The sequence below is a fragment of the Brachybacterium tyrofermentans genome, assembly GCF_039526165.1.
Classification (GTDB): domain Bacteria; phylum Actinomycetota; class Actinomycetes; order Actinomycetales; family Dermabacteraceae; genus Brachybacterium; species Brachybacterium tyrofermentans.
In genome coordinates, this window is record NZ_BAAAIR010000007.1 from 138,597 (window position 1) to 158,998 (window position 20,402).

A 20,402-nucleotide genomic window follows, 5' to 3' on the forward strand; every position below is an offset into this window, starting at 1 on the left:
CTGCTCCGCGTCGTCAGTCCGTGGTCCCGTGCAGGGCAGCGTTGTCCGACCTCAGGATGCTGTCATGTCATACCCGGGAATGACGCGCGAGGCAGATCCCGATGCTGCATGGCGGCAGACGGGGTCGCCCGCTCTGAAGCATGTGGCCGTCGGCCCACGCCTGTCCGTCGCCTCAGCCGGCGCCGGGGCTCACCAGGCCGGTCTCGAAGGAGACGATCACGGCCTGCACCCGGTCCCGGGCGCCGAGCTTCGCGAGGACACGGCCCACATGCGTCTTGACGGTCGCCTCGGCGACGAACAGCTCCGCGCCGATCTCCTGGTTGGAGTAGCCACGGCCCATGAGCGCGAGGACCTCGCGCTCGCGCTCGGTGAGCACGTCGAGCACCGAGGTGTCCTTCTCCTGGGGCTCAGGAGCGGCGATCACGCGGGCGAGCAGGCGGCGGGTGGCCGACGGGGCGATCACCGCGTCGCCGCTGTGCACCGTGCGGATCGCGCCGAGCAGGTCCTCGGGCTGCGCATCCTTGAGCAGGAAGCCGCTGGCGCCGGCGCGGATCGCGGAGACCACGTACTCGTCGAGGTCGAACGTGGTCAGCACGATGATCTTCGGGGCACGGCCCTCGGGGGACTGGGCCAGGATCCGAGAGGTCGCCTCGATGCCGTCCATCCGGGGCATGCGGACGTCCATCAGCACTACGTCGACGGTGCGTGCGCGCAGCTCCTCGACCGCCGCCGCGCCGTCGGAGGCCTGGGCGACGACCTCGAGGTCGTCCTGGGAATCGATCACCATCGCGAAGCCGGCCCGCACGAGAGGCTGGTCGTCGACCAGGGCGATGCGCAGCGGGCGGTCCAGTGGTGAGGTCATCGGGGAGCTCCTCCGGGGTGGTGGGGTGGCTTGGTGCGCTGCGGTGCGGCGCGCGGTGCCGTGTGGGTGACTGTATGCGTCGGGGTCGCCGCCGGCCGGATGGGGTCGACGGACGGTTCGGGCTGGGAGAGCTGGTGCCGGGGTCGGTCGGCGGTCTGCGACGCCGCGAGAACGCATCCGTCCAGCGGGATGATCGCCTGCACCCGATAGCCGCGTTCCAGGAGCGGCCCGGCCCGGAGCACCCCGCCGAACACGGCCATCCTCTCGCGCATCCCGGTGATCCCATGGCCCTCGCCGTCGGACTCCGGGTCGGTGCCCTGGCCGTCGTCGAAGACATCGATCTCCAGCCTCTGCGGTGTGCGGTGGATCCGGACCCTCGCGGAGGCTCCGAGCCCGGCGTGCTTGAGCACATTGGTCAGGGATTCCTGGATGAGCCGGAACACGGACATCCCCAGGGCTTGAGGGAGGTCCTGGATCCGGCCCTCGAGGTCGAGGGACACGTCGAGGCCCGTGGCCCGGACCCGCGCGATCAGGTCCTCGAGCATCTCCGGCCCGGGCTGCGGGCCGAAGCTGGTCTCATCCTCCTGGCGCAGAACTCCCAGCAGGGAGCGCATGTCGGCGAGCGCGGCCCGCCCGGTCTCCCCGATGGTGGAGAGCACCTCGGCGGCCTTCTCCGGCTTCTGGGCGGCGACGAAGCGGCCGCCGTCCGCCTGCGCGATGATCACGGACAGCGAGTGGGCGACCACATCGTGCATCTCGCGGGCGATGCGCGCACGCTCGTCGGCGACGGCCAGCGCGGTGCGCTGCTCCCTCTCCCGGATGGCCTGCTCCGCCCGGTCACGGGTGAGCGCGAGCTGCCGCACCCGGGCGCGCTGGAGGCTCGCCAGGGCCCAGATCGCGACGATGGTGATGCTGCCGACGAGGATCAAGGTGCTGAACATGATCGCCGCCTCGAGCGGACCGCCGTACTCGTCGCGCACGGCGCCCACGGCCCACGAGGTCGCCTGGACCAGGACGCCGAGGAATCCGGCGCCGACGCCGAGACCGTGCACGAGGCGCGAGCCGTAGGCGACCGCGCAGAACATCGCGTAGAACGTGAGAGCGTCGCCCATCACGACCGGGATGCCGACGAGGACATGGAGCAGGGCCAGGCCGCCGATGACCAGGACCCCGAGGGCAGGACGTGTCCGGCACACGGCGCCCGTCAGGATCATCGGCACGGAGAACACCGTCCACCAGCCGAACGATCCTGTCCAGAAGCCCGAGACGAGAACCAGGAAGGCGGCGGCGCCGAAGGCGATCAGGTCGACGGTGCCGGGGTTCTCGATGATCCAGCGGAAGGGGTCGGAGCGGCGGACGCGCCCGTCCGGCACGTCGGTCCGCGCATCGGGTCCGTTCGTCATGGGATCGAGCGTACGGGGACGAGCATGCGCCGCGCGTCAGACCGCAGTCGGACAGTCCGTCGTGGGACGGATCGGGTCAGAGCAGGGTCTGCGGCGGCTCGAGCAGCTGCGGGCCGTCGTTGCCCACCCTGCCGACAGCCGGATCCACCTCGCGCACCTCGAGCGTCGAGTCGTCGAGCAGATGCGCGTCGTCCAGGATCCATCCCTGCGCCGCGTGGCGATCGTCCATGGCGGTGTCCAGCCAGGCATCGATCTCGCCGCGGCGCAGCATCACCGGGGTGCGGTCGTGGAGCTCGGCGAGATCACCGGTGGCTTCCCGGGTGATGATCGTGGCGCTGAGCAGGTAGGTGCCGTCCTCCGTGGCGGCGGGCCCTTCATGCTGCCCGGGACCCTTCCACCAGGAGACCAGGGCCGCCATGTACAGAGGGGTCCCGTCGGCCGGGGCGATGAAGTACGGCTGCTTGCGTGTGCCCTTGTCGTCCCGCACCCACTCGTAGTACCCGTCCATCGGGACGATCGCCCGATACCGCCCGAGGCTCCCGCGGAAGCTCGGCTTCTCCCCGAGGGTCTCCCGTCGGGCGTTGAAGGTGCGTGAGGAGAACGAGGCCTCCTTCGCGAACGGGGGCAGCAGGCCCCAGCGGGCGACCCGGAGGGCACGGACCACCTCACCGGTCTCCTTGTCCACCGATTCCGTGACCACGTGGATCGGCGCCGTCGGAGGGATGTTCCAGCGGCTGCGCAGATGCGGATCGGTGAGGTCGACAGCGCCCAGGTCGTCGACCAGCGGGTCGATCTCCTGGAAGAAGGCGAAGCGCCCGCACATGTCAGGAGTCCTTGGCGGAGGGGCTGTCGTCGGACGGCACGGTCGGCACGCCATGGCGAGGGGTGAGCCGGGCGTCCTCGCCCGTGTAGGCCTCGGCATCGCGATGCAGGTTCTTCAGCCGGATATCGCGGCCCTGGTCGATGAGGTCCTCCCGCTTGGACTCGGCCTTCTCCGCGCCCTTGGACTCCCGCATGGGCAGGTCGAGGGTGTCTTCCGCCGGCTTGCCCGACTCGAGCTCGCGGGCCCGCTCGAACTCGGCGTCGACCTCCGCACCGAGGATGATCACGATGTTGATGATCCACAGCGCGAACAGCACGGCCATGATGCCGCCGATGGCGCCGTAGCTCGAGTATCCGGCCACGGTGCCCATGTAGATCGACAGGGCGACGGCGGCGACGGCGACGCCGACGATCGCGAACACGCCGCCGGGGGAGATCAGCCGGAACGGCTTGGCGATGTTTGGAGCGCCCCAGTACAGCAGGGAGACGAGCACGAAGGCGAGGAGCAGGATCACGGGCCACTTGACCCAGGCCCAGATCGGCAGGAACGACTCGGTGAGGAAGGCGAGCACCCCCTCGGCGCCGATCGTCGAGGCGATCGGCCCCAGCACGCCCTCCACGAGCGACTGGTTCAGGAGGACCGAGACCATCACCAGGAGGATGCCGAGGATCATCGCGATGGTCAGACCGAGCATCGAGAGGGTCAGGCGGATCGGTCCGCGACCCTCCGGCACCTCGTAGACCTGGTTCGTGACCCTGCCGAAGGCCTTGATGTAGCCGGAGGCGGACCACAGGGCGGTGGCGATACCGATGATCAGCGCGATCGTGCCGCCGGTCGCCGATCCCATGAGGGAGGTGATCGTCGAGCTGACGGCCTCGCCGGCGCCGAGCTCGGACCCGCTGGCTGCGGACGAGATGCCCTCCGTGATGAGCTCCGCGATCTGGTCCTTGATGGGGGCCAGCAGCAGTGTGGCCAGGGAGAACAGGGCCAGCAGCGTCGGCGCGATCGAGAGCACCATGAAGTAGGTGAGCTTCGCGGCCTGGTCGGTGCCGCCGTCGCGCGAGAACTCCGAGAGCACGCGCTTGGCCATGTACTTCACGGTGGGGAGGCTGAGTGACGAGAAGGACGAATCGGGGGAGTCGGCCATGAGGAGGGCTCCTGAGGTGTGGAGGATCTCGAGGACAGGTGCTGTCATCCTGCCATGGGCCGACGCTGGGAGAGTTATCCACAATTCCTGACATCTGCCAGCGAAGGCCCTCGGTTCGTCCTACAGTGACCGGCGTGCGTGTGAAGCGTATTCCACGATCGGAAGGGACCGGTCGGTCGGCTCGAGAGGGGACTGGATGGACACCGCCGCCATCATCGAGGCCGAATCGCGGGAGTTGATCCGCCGCCGAGGCCTCGACGCGCAGGCGGACCAGCTCGAGCCGTTGATCAGGGAAGTGGTGGCCGACTACGACCGTCGCTCCTCCTCCGGTGAGGTGCCGGTCCTGCACGACGACGATTCGACGGTGGCCGAGGTCGCAGCCCGCATCGGCGGCTACGGGGCGCTCCAGGAGATGCTGGATGATCCATCGGTCGAGGAGATCTGGTTGAACTCGCCGAGCCAGGTGTTCTGCGCCCGCAACGGACGCAGCGAGCTGACCACGATCGTCCTGTCGGACACCGAGGTGCGCGGGATCGTCGAGCGGATGCTGGTGAGCTCCGGGCGCCGACTGGATATGAGCACGCCCTTCGTGGATTCCCTCCTTCCCGACGGATCGCGCCTGCACGTGGTCATCCCCAGCGTCACCCGGGCTCACTGGGCGATCAACATCCGCAAGTTCGTCGCGAAGGCCTATGACCTCGGAGGGCTCGTCTCCCTCGGGTCGCTCACGACTCAGGCGGCGGACTTCCTCGATGCGGCGATCGCCTCGGGTCTCAATGTGATGGTGAGCGGGGCGACCGGCGCCGGGAAGACGACCTTCCTGCGGTGCCTCTCCCAATCCGTCGGCGCCCGGGAACGCGTCGTCACGATCGAGGAGGTCTTCGAGCTGGACCTGGGCCTGAGGGACGTGGTCGCCATGCAGACCAGGCAGGCGAACCTCGAGGGAACCGGTGAGATCTCGATGCGTCGCCTGGTGAAGGAAGCACTGCGTATGCGGCCCAGCCGAGTCATCGTCGGAGAGGTCCGGGAAGCGGAATCGCTGGACATGCTGATCGCCCTGAACAGCGGGTTGCCCGGCATGGCCTCGATCCATGCGAACTCCGCGCGCGACGCCGTCACCAAGCTCTGCACCCTTCCTCTCCTCGCCGGGGAGAACATCTCCAGTCGTTTCGTCGTCCCCACCGTCGCCAGCGCCATCGACCTCGTCGTGCACCTCGACATGCTGGCCGACGGTCGGCGCCGGGTCCGGGAGATCGTCGGGCTCAGCGGACGCGTGGAGGACGAGGTCATCGAGATCTCGGAGCTGTTCGCGCTGCGCGGGGATCGACTCGTGCGGGGAGACGGACGCCCGCCCCATGCGGAGCGGTTCGCCCGTGCGGGCCATGACCTGGGAGCGCTGCTGGGTCGGGCGGAGGCGGCATGAGCGACGGCGCCTTCCTCGGACTGATCACCGGGCTCGGAATCTTGTCGATCTGGTGGTCTCTCTGGGAGCAGGAGGGAGAATCGACTCGGCGCGGAAGGATCGCACGGATCATGGATCACCTCCGAGATGACCTGGTCACCGTCGGTCTGACGTCTGTCCCGCCCGCGGCCGTTCCCGCGCTGAGCGCAGGCCTCGGCCTGGTGGTCTCCGCTGCTCTCTGGGCCGTCTCGAGCGCAGTCGTCCCATCTCTGACCATCGGCGTCGCCTCGATGGTCGTTCCGGTCGTGTTCCTGCGCTCGGCGGCACGGCGCCGCACGACAGCGATGCGCGAGGTCTGGCCGGAAGCCGTCGATCACATCAATTCAGCGATCCGCGCCGGGCTCTCGCTTCCCGAGGCACTGGTCCAGCTCAGCAGGAAGGGGCCGGAGGACCTCCGCCCCGCCTTCCACGAGTTCTCCCTCGACTACCAGGCCAGCGGTGACTTCGCCGTGAGTCTCGACCGGCTCAAGGTCCGGCTCGCCGATCCGGTCGGGGATCGGATCGTCGAAGCGCTGCGGATCACCCGGGACGTCGGCGGGACCGACCTGGGAGGGCTCCTGCGCACGTTGGCCGCCTTCCTCCGGGAGGACGCGAGGACCCGTGCAGAGCTCGAGGCCCGCCAGTCCTGGACGGTCAACGCGGCACGACTGGCCCTTGTCGCGCCCTGGCTGGTGCTGGCCCTGATGTCGACGCGTCCGCAGGCCGCTCAGGCCTACGACTCCCCGATGGGAATGGCGATGATCCTGATCGGGGCTGTGGTGTCTCTGATCGCGTACCGGGTCATGCTGCAGATCGCGCGCCTGCCCCAGGACGAGAGGGTCCTGCGATGACCGCGTCGGGCACCACCCTCACAGGCGCCCTCCTGGGCCTTGTGCTCGGGCTCGGTCTCGCGCTGATCGCCGGCCATCTGCCCTGGCTCCGATCGCGGGACCTCGATGCCCGGATCGATCCGTACCTGCGACGTTCGCGGTCCTCATCGCTGTTCAGCCCGTCCGCGGCCACGAGTCGAGCCCGGGTGGTCGCAGAGAACCTGCTGGGGCCCGTCGCACACCACGTCCTGGGAGTGCTCGAACGGCTCACCGGGGGAGCGGACCAGCTCGAGCGTCGACTCCGTCTGGCCGGACGGCGCTCCTCTGCGGACTCCTTCCGCATCGAGCAGGTCGTCTTCGCCGCCTTCGGCTTGATCCTCGGGATGGTCGTCGCCCTTCTCGCGATGAGCACCCGTGGAGCGAGTCCCGTGCTGGGCCTGCTCATCGTCGCTCTCGGCGTGATCCTGGGGGTGCTCCTGAGGGACTACCTGCTCGGCGTCGAGATCACTCGTCGCGCTGCGCGGATGGCCAGGGAGTTCCCCACGGTCGCCGATCTGCTCGCCCTCGCCGTCGCGGCCGGGGAGAGCCCGATCGCGGCCATGGAGCGCGTGGCCCGGACCTCCACCGGCGCTCTGCCGGACGAGTTCGCGGCGACCGTCGCAGACATCCGCTCCGGGACCAGCGTCGCCCAGGCGCTGGCGTCCCTGGGCATGCGCACTCCACTGCAGTCCCTGAGCCGTTTCGGGGAGGGGGTCTCCGTCGCCATCGAACGCGGAACACCTCTCGCCGACGTGCTCCGTGCACAGGCGCAGGACGCTCGCGAGGCGTCCAAGCGCGACCTGATGGAGACCGCTGGTCGCCGGGAGATCTACATGCTCATGCCGGTCGTCTTCTTCGTCATGCCGCTCGTGATCGTCTTCGCCATCTTCCCAGGGCTCGCCGTCCTCCAGATCTCCGTCTGAGCGTCCCGCTCCGTCTCCAGCAGCCACCGCCCCCGCTCCAGTCCCCGTCCTCCGCCCAACCCCAGGCGTCACCGCCCCGATCCACCAGACCGAAGGACCGCACGATCCGCCCGTCCACCGTCCAGATCCGACGATTCCACCGCACCATTCGATGAGGAGCCCGACATGACCGTTCACCGCACCCGACTGCACCGCCCGACCCGCCGCGTGCGACCTGCCGCCCGGGTCACGCAGCACGCCGGCACCACCGAACCGAGACCTCTGGCGCGCCTCCTGGCACGCCTCGGCTCGGACCGCGGGGATGTTCCCGGATGGGTTCTCATCACGCTGATGACCGCGGGGATCGTCGTCGCGCTCTGGGCCGTCGCCTCGGACCAGATCGTCCAGATCTTCGAGAACGCCATGGCGCCCTTCCTCGGCGGAAGCCTCTGAGCGCGAGAGTCCCGAGCCCATCGCCGTGATCAGCACCCCGCCTGCGCAGCGCGCTGCCCGTGCCCGTTCGGGCGGTCGCCGGCTCCGCGCACGTGGCGGCGCAGGGCGGCTCACCGGTGCCCTGCGACGTGACGACGGATCCGCCGTGGCGGAGTTCCCGATGATCGCGGTCCTGATCATCGTGATCGCGCTCGCCGTGGTGCAGGCGGCCCTGATCCTGCACACCCGCAACACCCTGATCGACGCGGCGGTGCAGGGCGCCCATCACGCGTCCCTGGTCGGAGCGACGCCCCAGGAGGGAGCCGCCCGTGCCGAGCAGCTGATCGAGGGCCGGTTCGGAGGCGCCTTCCAGGCCGAGGCGACGGCGACGAAGGGGGCGGACGGCACCATCGAGGTCGAGGTGAGCGCGACGCTCCCGCTGGTGGGACTCTTCGGGCCTGCCGGAGGCATCACGGTCGACGGCCGTGCACTGGATGAGGAGTCCTGGTGACCGGGACGCGCGGGGCGATGCTCACGACGCCTGATCTCCGGCAGGGGCGAGCACGGGGACGAGGTCGAGGACCGGGACGGCACCGGCCCCGGCCACCGATCTCGCCGCGCCACCGCCGCTCACCCGCGTCCCGGACGGGACTGCTGCGCCAGGACGCAGGGAACGCGCTCGTGGAGTTCGTGGTGCTCTCCGCGGCGCTGCTGATCCCGTCTCTGTACCTGGTGCTCACCTTGGGGTCCGTGCAGGCCGCCGTGTTCGCTGCGGACACCATCGCCCGCGACGCGGCCCGTATCCATGCCGTCGCCCCTGACCAGGTTGCCGCTGCCCAGCGGACGCAGCAGCACACGGCCATGATCCTCGAGGACTTCCAGCTCTCCGGAACCGATGTGGTGCAGATCAGCTGCAGCGAGACGCCCTGCTCGACCCCGGGAGGCATGGTCACGGCCGAGGTGCGCATCCCTGTTCCGGTCCCGGGGCTCGGCCCGATCCTCGGCGAGACCGGACCGGTCACCGTGGGAGCGGCGCACGCCGTCCAGGTCGATCAGTATCGGGCGGCCGGCTGATGCGTCTCCTTGTTCGACTTCGGGACTCCCGCGGGTCCATGACCATCCTGACCACCGGCGTCCTCGTGGTGATCCTCATGGTGATCGGCGTGGGCACCGCGGTGACGGGCGTCCACCTGGAGCGCACGGAGCTGCAGCACGCCGCAGACAGCGCCGCCCTGGCCGCGTCGCAGGCCATGGACCCCGCTCGTCTCTACGACTCCGCCGGGGGAGACGCCCTGCACGAGGGGTCCGCCCGCCGCGCGGCCGAGGACCACCTGCGCAGCTATCCGCTCGACACGACTCGCACCGAGAACCTCCACGTCCAGTCCGTCGAGGTCGACGAGGACCGCACCGTTCGCGTGGTCCTCTCTGCGCGCACACACCCACCCCTGGCAGGGTGGTTCACGCGAGGGACCGGCCTGTCGATCCCTCTGACCGTCTACGGAGAGGCCCGAGCCCGATGACCCCGACCGCCCCACCTGCTCCGAGAACTCCAGCGGCCCCGAGGACCACGCCGACCACCGTCCTGCTCGCTCCGGACAAGTTCAAAGGAACCCTCAGCGCCGCCGAGGTGATCGACGCCCTTGCCCGCGGCATCCGGGAGAGCGCGCCGCAGGTCGAGCTGCTGTCCTGCCCTATCGCCGACGGCGGCGACGGCACGGTCGACGCCGCGCTCGCCGCCGGTTCGGAACTCCGCTCGAGCACTGTCACCGGCCCGACGGGGGATCCGCGCACCGCGCGCTGGGCCCTCTCCGGCCAGACGGCGGTCCTCGAGCTCGCGGAGGTCGTCGGCCTGCGTGCGCTGCCGGGCAGGACCCTCGCCCCGGGGGCCGCCTCCACGCGCGGACTCGGCGAGCTGATCCTGGCCGCGGTCGAGGCCGGCGCGAGCACCGTCATGGTCGGGCTCGGCGGCAGCTCCTCCACCGATGCCGGAGCCGGGCTCCTGCAGGGACTCGGAGCCCACCTGCTCACCGCGGACGGCGCAGTCATCGCCCCCGGGCTCGACGGCCTCACCTCCCTCGCCTCCGTCGATCTCGCGCCGGCACGGACGGCGCTCGACGGCGTCGCCCTGATCGCGGCCAGCGACGTCACCAACCCGCTCGTGGGCCCGGACGGCGCCGCCGCGGTGTACGGACCGCAGAAGGGCATCCCGGAGGCGGATATCGACCACGCGGACGGCGTGCTCGCGGCCGCCGCCGAGGTGCTGGACCCCGACGCCGCCTTCCGGGACGCCCCGGGAGCAGGAGCCGCCGGAGGCACCGGCTTCGCGCTCTTCCTGCTCGGCGCCGAGCAGCGATCCGGCGCCGACGCCGTCTTCGAGCTGGCCGACGTCGACGCCCTCCTGGAGCGCGCGGACGTCGTCGTCACGGGGGAGGGGAAGCTCGACGAGCAGACCTTGCACGGCAAGGGCCCCGCCGAGATCGCCCGTCGGGCCCACGGCCGGGGCCTCCCGGTCGCCGCGGTGGCCGGCGCCGTCACCCTCGATGACGACCTGCTGCACGCGGCAGGCATCGTCCGTGCTTGGGATCTCACATCGCGCGCCGGCAGCGTGCAGGAGGCCATGGAGAACACCGGGACCTGGCTGACCGAGGTGGGCCGCGACCTCGGGGTCTGGCTCATGAGCGGGCCGACCGCCGAGGAGCTGGCCGCCGAGGAGCCGATCGCCGGGGCATCGAGCGCGCGGTAGCCGTTCGAGGATTCCGCTGCAGGCTGGGTCCCGGTGCGAGGAGGGCCGACGTGCTGCGCGAGCCCCCTGCGGCCGCGGCAGTCGGGCCGGATCTGTCGGCCCGTTCAGAGGACCTGCCGTAGACTCTGGCCTTGTGTCTTCCACCGACTTCTCCGTAGAGATCCCCCAGCTGCGCTCCACCCTGTCGTCGATCGAGCAGGTGACGGACGTCGAGGCGCTCGACGCCAAGATCGTCGACCTCGAGGCGCAGGCGTCGGCCCAGGACCTCTGGGACGACGTCGAGAACGCGCAGAAGGTCTCCTCCTCCCTGTCCCACGCGCAGTCGGAGCGTCGGCGGATCAGCGAGCTCTCCTCACGCATCGAGGACCTCGAGGTGATGGTCGAGCTCGCCGCCGAGGAGGACGACGCCGACACCCTCGCGGAGGCGGAGCGCGAGCTCATCTCCATCCACAAGACCCTCGACGAGCTCGAGGTGCGCACGCTGCTCGCCGGCGAATACGACGAGCGCGACGCCGTGGTGACGATCCGCGCCGGAGCAGGCGGCGTCGACGCCGCGGACTTCTCCGAGATGCTCCTGCGCATGTACCTGCGCTGGGCCGAGCGTCACGGCTACGCCACCAAGGTCATGGACACCTCCTACGCGGAGGAGGCCGGGCTGAAGTCCGTCACCTTCGAGGTCTCCGCCTCGTACGCCTACGGCACCCTCTCGGTCGAGGGCGGCACCCACCGCCTGGTGCGCATCAGCCCCTTCGACAACCAGGGCCGTCGCCAGACCTCCTTCGCCGCGGTCGAGGTGATCCCGCTGATCGAGTCCACCGACGCGGTCGAGATCCCCGAGAACGACCTCAAGGTCGACGTGTTCCGCTCCTCGGGCCCCGGCGGCCAGTCCGTGAACACCACGGACTCCGCGGTGCGGATGACGCACCTCCCCACCGGCACCGTCGTCTCGATGCAGGACGAGAAGTCGCAGATCCAGAACCGCGCCGCGGCGCTGCGCGTCATGCAGTCCCGACTGCTGCTGCTGAAGAAGGCCGAGGAGGCCGCCGAGCGCAAGGAGCTCGCCGGTGACGTCAAGGCCAGCTGGGGTGACCAGATGCGCTCGTATGTGCTGAACCCGTACCAGATGGTCAAGGACCTGCGCACGGAGTACCAGGAGGGCAACCCCTCCTCCGTGTTCGACGGCGAGATCGACGAGTTCATCGACGCCGGGATCCGCTGGCGCGCGGAGCAGAACAAGATCCAGGACTGAACGCGATAGCCGGGCCGTCAGCCCGGCATGTCGACGTGAGCATCGGCACTCGGCCTTGACCAGGTTTTGACCAGGTCGGGGAGTGCTCCTCCAGAGAATCGCGCGGTATCGCCCCTACGCTGGGAACGCACGACTTCCCCGATGCGAACAGGCACCCGTGATCCGTTTCGACAACGTCACCAAGACGTACATGCGAGGCCAGCACCCCGCGGTGGAGAATCTCGACATCGAGTTCTCCCGTGGGGAGTTCGTGTTCCTCGTCGGAGCCTCCGGCTCCGGCAAGTCCACCATGATGCGCATGGTGCTCAAGGAGGTCGCCCCCACCCGCGGCACCGTGTACGTCGCCGGCCGCGATCTCTCCCGCATCCCGTCGTGGCGCGTCCCTGCGCTGCGCCGCGACATCGGCATGGTCTTCCAGGACTTCCGACTGCTGCCGTCCAAGACGGCCTATCAGAACATCGAGTTCGCCCTCGCGGTGATCGGCACCCCTCGCAAGGTGGTGCGGCGCCTGGTGCCCGAGATGCTCGAGATGGTCGGGCTCGAGGACAAGGGCAAGCGGCTCCCTCATGAGCTCTCCGGCGGCGAGCAGCAGCGTGTGGCCATCGCCCGCGCCTACGTCAACCGGCCCACGATCCTGCTGGCGGACGAGCCGACGGGAAACCTCGACCCGTCCACGGCCGAAGGGATCCTCGAGCTGCTCTCCGAGATCAACGAACGCGGAACCACCGTGGTCATGGCCACCCACGACCAATCAGCCGTGGACAGGATGCGCCGCCGCGTCGTCGAGATGGTCGGCGGCAAGGTGGTCCGGGACGAGCAGGACGGCCGCTACGAGACGGAAGGCGCGCTCAGCGTCATCTCCGGGAACCTGCCCGATGATTCGGCCCACCGCGAGGAGCACCCGCTGGACGATGTCGAGAGCCGAGACGGGTCCGGCGCCGGGCAGGACGTCTCCGCCCGGGAGGACGAGCCCGCCTCGGATGTCCTCGAGGAGGAGCTGATCGACGAACGGGAGGCGCGTCTCGCCCAGGAGGAGGACGCGTTCTCCGAGGACGAGGACGAGGAGGGTCTGCGATGAGAGCGCGGTACATCCTCGGCGAGATCCTGACCGGACTGTGGCGGAACGTCGCGATGGTCATCTCGGTCGTCATCGTCACCGCGGTGTCCCTGACCTTCGTGGGGGCCGGTCTGCTGATGCAGAAGCAGATCATGGATATGAAGGACACCCTGGTCGAGCAGTCCCAGGTGACGATCTTCCTGTGCTCACCGCATTCGACCGCGGCCTCGTGCGCGGGTGGGGCGGCGACCGACGCCCAGATCGACTCGGTGCAGCAGGCGCTCGAGGGCGACGTGCTCTCCCCGTACATCGCGTCCTACGAGGAACGCTCCCAGGAGGAGGCGCTCGCGATCTACCAGGAGCAGTTCGCGGGGGAGGGGTTCGTCTCGAACTTCACCGCCGAGGACATGCCCGTCTCCTTCCACATCACGCTGAAGAACGCCGATGAATCCGCTGCGGTGGTCGAGTTCTTCCAGGGCCGGGAAGGGGTCGACGAGGTCTCCGACCTGCTCAGCACCTTCGCGCCGTTCATCGACGTGCTCAACCAGTCCACGCTGTTCGCCCTCGGCCTCGCCGTGCTGATGCTCATCGCCGCCCTGCTCCTGGTGGCGACCACCATCCGGATGTCCGTGGCGGGTCGCCGCCGCGAGATCGCGATCATGCGGCTGGTCGGCGCGTCCAACCTCTTCATCCGCCTGCCGTTCCTGCTCGAGGGGGCGGTCGCCGCGATCATCGGCGGGGTGATCGCCTCGGGGATGCTCTGGATGGGACTGCACTACATTGTGCAGGGGTGGCTCGAGCCCACCCTCGGCGGGCAGCTGATCACCGTCGGGGTCGCCGACCTCCTCTGGGCGGCGCCCGTGCTGATCCTCCTGGGTGCCTTCCTCTCGATCGCCTCCTCGGTGGTCTCCCTGAACCGTTACCTGAAGGTGTGACCATGTCCCTGAGATCTCCGAGCGTCCTGCACCGGCCGCTGGCCATCGCCGCCACGGCGATGTTGGTGCTGACCACGATGGTGGCCGGGCCCCTCTCGCCGGCGACGGCCGACGGGGACAAGGATCAGAAGATCTCGGAGCGGGCCACCATCGACCAGCAGCTCGAGGATCTGCGCATCGACCTCGGCGGAGTCAACGACGACCTCGCGGACACCTACATGGCGCTGGCCGAGACCGAGCTCCTCATCCCGCAGGCCCAGCAGGACCTCGAGGACGCCCAGGCCGAGCTCGAGGCCGCGCAGGAGAACGACCGGGAGATCGGCGAGCGGCTCACCGCGGCGCAGGACGAGGAGGAGCTGCTCTCCGGCCAGGTCGAGAGCGGCCGGGACGAGGTGGACAGCAGCGACGAAGAGCTCTCGCAGATCGCGATGGATGCCTACAAGGGCGGCGGGATGCCCAGCCCGTCGAGCGTCTACATCGGTGGCGGATCCCCGCAGGACACCGTGGACCGGTCTATGAACTACCAGCTCACGCTCGAGTCCCAGGGCAGCAGGCTGGACACCCTGCGCTCTGATCAGGCCGTCACAGAGAACTCCGCCGACCGTCTCACCGCTGTCCGGGAGGAGATCGACGCCCTCAAGGCCGACGCCGAGGACGCCGTGGATCGCACCGCTGCGGCCGAGGATGCCGCGGCGACCGCGAAGCAGGACCTCGACGACCTCTACGCCACGCAGCAGACCCAGCGGGACGACCTCGAGGCCAAGAAGGCCACCTACGAGGAGGACGAGGAGAGCCTGGAGAGCCGCAGCTCGACCCTCGACGAGGAGATCCAGGAGCTCGCCCAGCAGGAGCGTGAGCGCGAAGAGGCGGAGCAGGCCAAGAAGGACAAGCCCAAGCCGGCGCCGGCACCGGCTCCCAACGGCGGCGGGGGCGGCTCCTCGAGCTCGAGCGGGGGATGGGTCTACCCGGTCAATGCCCGCCTGAACTCCAACTTCGGCTGGCGGTACCACCCGATCTACCACACCCGGAAGCTGCATGCCGGGGTCGATTTCCCGGTGGCCTGCGGGGTCCCGGTGGGTGCCGCACACTCCGGTCGTGTCCTCGCGCACACCTACAACAGCGGCGCCGGCAACAAGCTGATCCTCAGCCACGGCATCCAGAACGGCAAGCTCATCACGAGCTCGTACCACCACCTCCAGGGCTACGCGGCCCCGGTGGGCGCGCAGGTCTCCGCCGGCGACCCCGTCGGCTACGTGGGGACGACGGGCTCCTCGACCGGTTGCCATCTCCACTTCGAGATCCAGGAAGACGGCAACTCCGTCAACCCGACCAACTACATCTGATACCCACCTTCCGCCGGTCCCCACCGATCTCTGATCCCGCACTCGCCGGGCCGGGACGGAATGGGACGGGACGGAACGGGCCGGGCCTGGTGCCAGGAGCGTCGAGCAGGACATATTCGCTCGCCTGCCCCGGTGACCACGGCGTAAGCTGGGACATCGGCCGTGGCATGAGCCCGGCCTGCACACGAGCAGCAGAACCACTGCGGAGCGGAGGGACCCCATGGCGGCGAAGAAGTCGGCGGCGAAGAAGGCCGCCCCGGAGGACGGTCCTGCGAAGAAGCTCATCGCCTCGAACAAGCGCGCGCGTCACGACTATTACATCGACGCGACCTGGGAGGCGGGCATCGTGCTCACCGGCACCGAGGTGAAGTCGCTGCGAGATCGCGGTGCGTCCCTGATCGACGGGTACTGCTTCGTCGAGGGCCGTGAGGTGTGGATGGATGCCGTGCACATCGCGCCCTATGTGAAGGGCACCTGGACGAACCACGCTGCGCGGCGCAAGCGCAAGCTGCTCCTGCACAAGTCGGAGATCGAGAAGCTCGCGAGCAAGTCCCGCGAGAAGGGCTTCACGATCGTGCCGCTGGAGATCTATTTCCTCGGATCGCATGCGAAGGTCGTCATCGGCCTGGCGCGCGGCAAGAAGGAATGGGACAAGCGTCAGACCCTGCGCGAGAAGCAGGACCTGCGGGAGACCCAGCGCGCGATCCGTCAGCGCGAACTGGTCTGAGTCGCGCGCGGTCAGCTCCTGCGCTCGAGCCGTGCCAGGGTCTGTCTGCTCGAGTCCAGGACGCTCTCGTCGTTCTCGCCGAGGCTCTCCCGCATGACCAGCGCCCTGCGAGCATCCTCGAGGGCGCTGTCCCACAGTGAGGCCGCGGTCCTGGGGGACCCAGCTTCCTGCGCGGCGAGGGCATGGTCGAACCGGCACTTCGCGCGGTGCTGGAAGACGGAGGCCAGCAGCGCCAGCGAGGACGGCGAGGTCGGGTCCTCGAGCCCGGTCTCCTCGGCTGCCAGGTCGAACTGCTCCTCGGCCGAGGTGAAGGCACCCTGCCACTGCAGGACATGGGCGTAACGGGTGCGCCGCACCGCGCGTACCAGTGCCGAGTGCTCCGCCTGCTCCAGGGACCTGCGAGCGGCGATCGCCGCCTCGTCGAGCCGCCCCAGCATGCGCAGGTAGGCGACGCTCCGGGGATCCTCCGGATTCTGCGCGCACCACCGGCTCAGCGCGTCGGGATCCTCGACGATCTCGCGCAGAGTGTCATCGTCCAGGGTGACCTGCACGCCTGCAGCGGAGAATCCGACCATCCCCACATCATGCCATCTGTCATGGCGGGCAGTGGGGTGGGCTGACCAGGCCAGAGCCCGGAACAGGGCGTTCACCGTGAGCTGACGGATATTCGCTTCTGTTCGTGGGGCTGTCGCGGTAGAGTCGAGGACGACGCACGGGTTCGCCCGTCGTTCGTGGGTGTTTGACAACTGAAGAGTGAGTGCAAGGACGATCCCTCAGGATCGTCGATATCTGCTGCATACCCACGCTGGGGGCCGATCGGTTTCGACGGTAGTTGTCCAGCAAGGGGAAGCGGGCCGAGAACCCAGAGTCATCTCGTTAATGTCCTCTGGAAACCAATAAGTGCCGAAACCAAGCGCACTGACTTCGCTCTCGCTGCCTGATCAGCGATAGCAGTCTGGAACCCCGGGCTTGCTTCTGACCCGGATCGTTCCATCATCTAAGAAGCCACTGCTGCCGACCCTCGTCATCGGGGAAGGATGAACACCTCAGAGTGACTGAGTCCGTCGACGACGTGTCCGTGCGAACGTCGGGACTGAGAAAACGCTAATACGGACTGCGCCCGGAGAAGCCCTGGCTCCGCACTATCGGACGCGGGTTCGATTCCCGCCGGCTCCACCATTGCACTCACTGCACAAGGCCCCCTCGCCTGCGCTGATGCGTAGGCGAGGGGGCCTTTTGCGTGCCCGGGACCAGTGGGCTCCCCGGCCTGTCTGCCGGCCGGGAAGCCCGCGGGACGGTCAGGCGACGTCGTACGTCAGGCCGTGTCCGAGCTCGTAGCGGTTCCCGTCGACGTCCACGTAGACGTAGGGACGCCCGTCCATGTGCCGCTCCTTGGCATAGCCGGGCACATCATTGGGGGAGGAGCAGCGACCGTCCTCGTCGACCGCGATCGCCCCGGCATCGATCGGGAAGGTGATCGGGAGGCGTCCGCTGGGCGCGTAGCCGCCGAGCACCGCGTCGACCATCGTCGCGTCGTCGGACTCGAACCCGATGAGCAGGCCGTCCGCCAGCGGCTCGATCACATCGAGCAGCCACGGGTACATGGCGTTCAGCCCTATGACCATCGTGTCGACGCTCTCCCGGATCTGGTGCACCTTGGCGATGTCCACGTGCGAGTGGTCGTCGATCGCGAGATCGGCGATCCCCACGAACTCGAAGTACGCGCCCACGAAGGGCTTCATGAGCACGATCGCGACGTCCGCGCGGCGGAAGTCGGTGGTGAACTCGACCTCGGGGTGCGCCTGCTCGAGGCGGCCGCGCAGCGCGTCCAGCGTCTTGACCGTGATGCCCTGCTCCATCAGCTCGACGTAGACCGTCTTCCCGGCGAGGGAGTCGGGTCGCAGCGGCAAGGTCGCGTCATGATTCTTGGCGAGCACCACCGAACGGCGGTGCGCCTCCGCCGCTGCGGCGGTCGCCTCGGCGCTCGCGACCACCCTGTCCGCCTCCTCGGGGTCCGCGTACGGATTCTCGAACAGGCCGAGCGCGAAGAGCTCCTCGAGCAGCAGCTGTGCCGCCTCGTCGAGCCGCTCGGAGGTGAAGTGGCCGCTCACGAAGGCCTCCCGCACGGAGGCGATGTCATTGGTGTCGGCGAACATGTCGGTGCCCGCCATGACGGCCCGGCCCACCCGCTGCGCCGTGGTGAGCTCCTCGACGCCCCAGGCCATCTTCGAGAGCACCCCGGAATCGGAGTTGATGTAGCCGCGGTGGCCCATGGTGCGCAGCAGGTCGAGCACCTCGCGGTTGAAGGCGAAGCCGACCTGCTCGAACTCCGTGAGCCGTCCCTGCGGGGTCGAGGACTTCTCGTCCGAGGGGATCGCGTAGTACGGCATGATCGAGGAGGTGCCGGCGTCGATCGCCGCCTGGAACGGCGGCAGGTGGTACTGCTCGAGCGACCCCGGGGTGGGGTAGATGTTCAGGCTGCCCTCGGCGTAATGGGGATCGGTGCCGTTCTCGCGGGCGCCGCCACCGGGGAAGTGCTTCGTGGTCAGGGCCACGCCGTCGGCCGACGGACCCGCCTCGCCCTGGAAGCCGCGCACGATCGCCGACATCGCCGTCGCCACGAACTCCGGGTCCTCCCCGAAGGTCCCCTGGCCGCGGAACCACCGCGGATCGGTGAACACATCGGCCATGTACATGTAGCCCTTGCGCAGACCCGAGGCGACCCACTCGGCGCGCGAATGCTCGGCGAAGGACTCGATGAGCTCGATCGAGCCGGTCGCCGCGAGACCGAGCGTGCCCGGCCACTGGGCGAACGGCTGGTCCTGCGGGGTGCCGCCCATCTTGAAGCCGCCGGCTTCGTTCTTCGAGTTCGCGGCGACCACCACCGGGATGCCCCAGCGGGTCCCCTCGGCGACCTCGTTCATTGTGTTGATCCAGGTCGCGATCCGGGAGCCCGTGGGCTCCTCGCGCAGGATGAAATGCCGCATGTGCAGCGACTCGATCATCTGCGTGGTGCCCTCGAAGGGGATGCCTGCGCTGGTGTGCGGATCGAGCTTGATCGGCAGGTACTGCTCATCGAGCACTCCGTCGTGGCTGGTGAACTCCGGGTTGTGCTGGGAGATGCCCATCGGCCTGGAGCTGATGACCATCAGGCCGATCTTCTCCTCCGGCGACATCCTCGAGACGAGATCCGCGGCGCGCTCGGCAGGGCCCAGCCGCCAGTCCTCGAACGGGGTGAGCGCGCCGTCGCCGTCGAGGTCCCGGAAGCGCAGACCGTCGACCTCGATGATCTGCTTGACGCGGGTGGCGAGGGGGACCTGCTGTGCCATGGATGCTCCTGTCGGCGGGCGCGCACGGGCGGGCGTGCGGTGCACGTACGTGTGTACGGGCGTAAGTGGGTGAGTGGGTGAGTGGGTGAGTGGGTGAATGAGCGCGGGCGTGCGGGCGCGAGGGCGTGCGGGAGGGCGGTGACGGTGGCCGGGGGCTCGCGGCAGGAGGTGTGGGGCGTCCGACGGCCACCAGCGGGCAGGACCGCGCGGTGATCGAGGAGCCGCGCTCAGCCGGTGATGAGGGGCTCGAATCCCAGGGTGACCAGGTGCTGCCGGCTCATCGCGAGGGACTCGAAGATGTCTCGTCCGTAGGTCTGGTCCTGCTCGATGAGCAGGTAGCGGGCGCCGGAGGCGATGCCCTGGTCGATGACCCGCTTCCACTCCAGGGTGCCCTCGCCCACCTCGGCGAACTGCACGATCCCGCCGCCCCAGTACTCCCCGAAGGCCGAGCGGTCCCCTCCTGCGGCGGCATCGAGAACCTCCGCCGGGGGCATGACGATCCGGTAGTCCTTGAGATGCACGAGATCGAGGATCCCGTCGAACTCGGCGAGCGTGCGCTCGGGGTCCTTGCCGCCGCGCTGCACCCAGTGGCAGTCGATCTCGTACCGCAGGTTCGGGGCCTTCTCCCGCAGCTGGTCCAGCAGGGTGACCCCTCCGAGCTTCGCGAACTCGATGTGGTGGTTGTGGTAGCTCAGCTGCAGGCTGGCCTCCGCCATCCGGCGGGCATAGCCATCGGCCTCGAGAGCGAAGGCGTCGAACGCCTCCTGGGATGCCATCGCGCTCATCGGCATCATCCCGATGCGGATCAGATCGGTTCCCAGTCGTCGAGCATGCTCGACATGCAGATCGAAGTCCTTCTCGAGAGTGAGCTCCTCGCTGTCCGCGGGGGCCGAGGTCTTCGCGGAGATGGCGGCGTACTCGATGCCGAGATCCTGACGCGCGGTGACCATCCCGGCCACGTTCTCCTCGGTCATCGGGATCTGGGAGACCTCGACGACGTCGAATCCGGTGTCCTTGACCCGCTGGAGGACGGGGAGGATCCCCTCCTCCGCGACGTGCTCCTTGAGCATCATGAGCTGGATGCCGATCCGTGCCATGCGAACCTCCTGGGGTCGATCCGGGCTGCGTCGCCCGAGGAGC

20 protein-coding genes and 1 other RNA gene are annotated in these 20,402 nt (G+C 69.1%); 14 read left to right on the forward strand and 7 right to left on the reverse strand.

Annotated elements, in window-relative coordinates:
• Window positions 1-172: 172 nt before the first annotated feature.
• From ABD093_RS02655 to ABD093_RS02670, 4 genes are all read right to left on the reverse strand, one after another.
• On the reverse strand, window positions 173-862 hold the full coding sequence (locus ABD093_RS02655; protein ID WP_193117374.1) for a response regulator: 690 nt from the start codon (window positions 860-862) through the stop codon (window positions 173-175).
• Window positions 859-2,265, reverse strand: coding sequence for a sensor histidine kinase (locus ABD093_RS02660; protein ID WP_343922240.1), 1,407 nt, complete (start codon window positions 2,263-2,265; stop codon window positions 859-861). The genes ABD093_RS02655 and ABD093_RS02660 overlap by 4 nt, the downstream gene beginning before the upstream one ends.
• Before the next feature lie 76 nt (window positions 2,266-2,341).
• Complete coding sequence (locus tag ABD093_RS02665; protein ID WP_343922242.1) at window positions 2,342-3,088, reverse strand: SOS response-associated peptidase; 747 nt, start codon at window positions 3,086-3,088, stop codon at window positions 2,342-2,344.
• A gap of 1 nt (window position 3,089) precedes the next feature.
• Entirely contained in the window at window positions 3,090-4,283 is a 1,194-nt protein-coding gene (locus ABD093_RS02670; protein ID WP_343922244.1) for a YihY/virulence factor BrkB family protein, read from the reverse strand.
• A gap of 148 nt (window positions 4,284-4,431) precedes the next feature.
• On the opposite strand from ABD093_RS02670, the gene ABD093_RS02675 reads away from it, so the two are divergent.
• The 13 genes from ABD093_RS02675 (at window position 4,432) to smpB (ending at window position 15,933) form a co-directional block, all read left to right on the forward strand.
• Window positions 4,432-5,658: a TadA family conjugal transfer-associated ATPase gene (locus ABD093_RS02675; protein WP_343922246.1), complete on the forward strand. Its 1,227-nt coding sequence runs from the start codon at window positions 4,432-4,434 to the stop codon at window positions 5,656-5,658.
• Window positions 5,655-6,527 (forward strand): type II secretion system F family protein, encoded by an 873-nt coding sequence (locus tag ABD093_RS02680; RefSeq protein ID WP_193117356.1) that lies wholly within the window; start codon window positions 5,655-5,657, stop codon window positions 6,525-6,527. Before ABD093_RS02675 ends, ABD093_RS02680 begins: the two co-directional genes overlap by 4 nt.
• Entirely contained in the window at window positions 6,524-7,468 is a 945-nt protein-coding gene (locus ABD093_RS02685; RefSeq protein WP_193117355.1) for a type II secretion system F family protein, read from the forward strand. The genes ABD093_RS02680 and ABD093_RS02685 overlap by 4 nt, the downstream gene beginning before the upstream one ends.
• A 165-nt stretch (window positions 7,469-7,633) precedes the next feature.
• Window positions 7,634-7,900, forward strand: a complete 267-nt coding sequence (locus tag ABD093_RS02690) for a hypothetical protein (protein WP_343922249.1) — start codon at window positions 7,634-7,636, stop codon at window positions 7,898-7,900.
• Between the two features lie 25 nt (window positions 7,901-7,925).
• Window positions 7,926-8,390, forward strand: coding sequence for a TadE family protein (locus ABD093_RS02695; protein ID WP_343922251.1), 465 nt, complete (start codon window positions 7,926-7,928; stop codon window positions 8,388-8,390).
• A 170-nt stretch (window positions 8,391-8,560) separates the two neighbouring features.
• Window positions 8,561-8,953, forward strand: coding sequence for a hypothetical protein (locus ABD093_RS02700; protein ID WP_319021628.1), 393 nt, complete (start codon window positions 8,561-8,563; stop codon window positions 8,951-8,953).
• Window positions 8,954-8,991: 38 nt separating this feature from the next.
• A complete protein-coding gene (locus ABD093_RS02705; RefSeq protein WP_264298768.1) occupies window positions 8,992-9,399 on the forward strand; it encodes a pilus assembly protein TadG-related protein in 408 nt (135 codons plus the stop codon).
• Window positions 9,396-10,622 (forward strand): glycerate kinase, encoded by a 1,227-nt coding sequence (locus ABD093_RS02710; protein WP_193118389.1) that lies wholly within the window; start codon window positions 9,396-9,398, stop codon window positions 10,620-10,622. The genes ABD093_RS02705 and ABD093_RS02710 overlap by 4 nt, the downstream gene beginning before the upstream one ends.
• 133 nt (window positions 10,623-10,755) lie before the next feature.
• On the forward strand, window positions 10,756-11,871 hold the full coding sequence (prfB, locus tag ABD093_RS02715) for a peptide chain release factor 2 (RefSeq protein WP_193118388.1): 1,116 nt from the start codon (window positions 10,756-10,758) through the stop codon (window positions 11,869-11,871).
• A 157-nt stretch (window positions 11,872-12,028) separates the two neighbouring features.
• Window positions 12,029-12,949, forward strand: a complete 921-nt coding sequence (gene ftsE, locus ABD093_RS02720) for a cell division ATP-binding protein FtsE (RefSeq protein ID WP_193118387.1) — start codon at window positions 12,029-12,031, stop codon at window positions 12,947-12,949.
• Entirely contained in the window at window positions 12,946-13,863 is a 918-nt protein-coding gene (gene ftsX, locus ABD093_RS02725; protein ID WP_193118386.1) for a permease-like cell division protein FtsX, read from the forward strand. The genes ftsE and ftsX overlap by 4 nt, the downstream gene beginning before the upstream one ends.
• Window positions 13,864-13,865: 2 nt before the next feature.
• On the forward strand, window positions 13,866-15,206 hold the full coding sequence (locus ABD093_RS02730) for a M23 family metallopeptidase (protein ID WP_343922259.1): 1,341 nt from the start codon (window positions 13,866-13,868) through the stop codon (window positions 15,204-15,206).
• Between the two features lie 220 nt (window positions 15,207-15,426).
• Window positions 15,427-15,933, forward strand: a complete 507-nt coding sequence (gene smpB, locus ABD093_RS02735) for an SsrA-binding protein SmpB (RefSeq protein ID WP_193118384.1) — start codon at window positions 15,427-15,429, stop codon at window positions 15,931-15,933.
• Window positions 15,934-15,944: 11 nt separating this feature from the next.
• On the opposite strand, the gene ABD093_RS02740 is transcribed toward smpB, so the two are convergent.
• Window positions 15,945-16,508 (reverse strand): tetratricopeptide repeat protein, encoded by a 564-nt coding sequence (locus ABD093_RS02740; RefSeq protein WP_343922262.1) that lies wholly within the window; start codon window positions 16,506-16,508, stop codon window positions 15,945-15,947.
• A 233-nt stretch (window positions 16,509-16,741) separates the two neighbouring features.
• Here ABD093_RS02740 and ssrA point away from each other — a divergent pair.
• Window positions 16,742-17,112, forward strand: a transfer-messenger RNA (tmRNA) gene (ssrA, locus tag ABD093_RS02745).
• A gap of 119 nt (window positions 17,113-17,231) precedes the next feature.
• On the opposite strand, the gene ABD093_RS02750 is transcribed toward ssrA, so the two are convergent.
• Both ABD093_RS02750 and ABD093_RS02755 read right to left on the reverse strand, forming a co-directional pair.
• Window positions 17,232-19,262 (reverse strand): glycoside hydrolase family 3 protein, encoded by a 2,031-nt coding sequence (locus ABD093_RS02750; RefSeq protein WP_343922264.1) that lies wholly within the window; start codon window positions 19,260-19,262, stop codon window positions 17,232-17,234.
• Between the two features lie 227 nt (window positions 19,263-19,489).
• Window positions 19,490-20,359: a sugar phosphate isomerase/epimerase family protein gene (locus ABD093_RS02755; RefSeq protein WP_193118312.1), complete on the reverse strand. Its 870-nt coding sequence runs from the start codon at window positions 20,357-20,359 to the stop codon at window positions 19,490-19,492.
• Window positions 20,360-20,402: the final 43 nt, after the last annotated feature.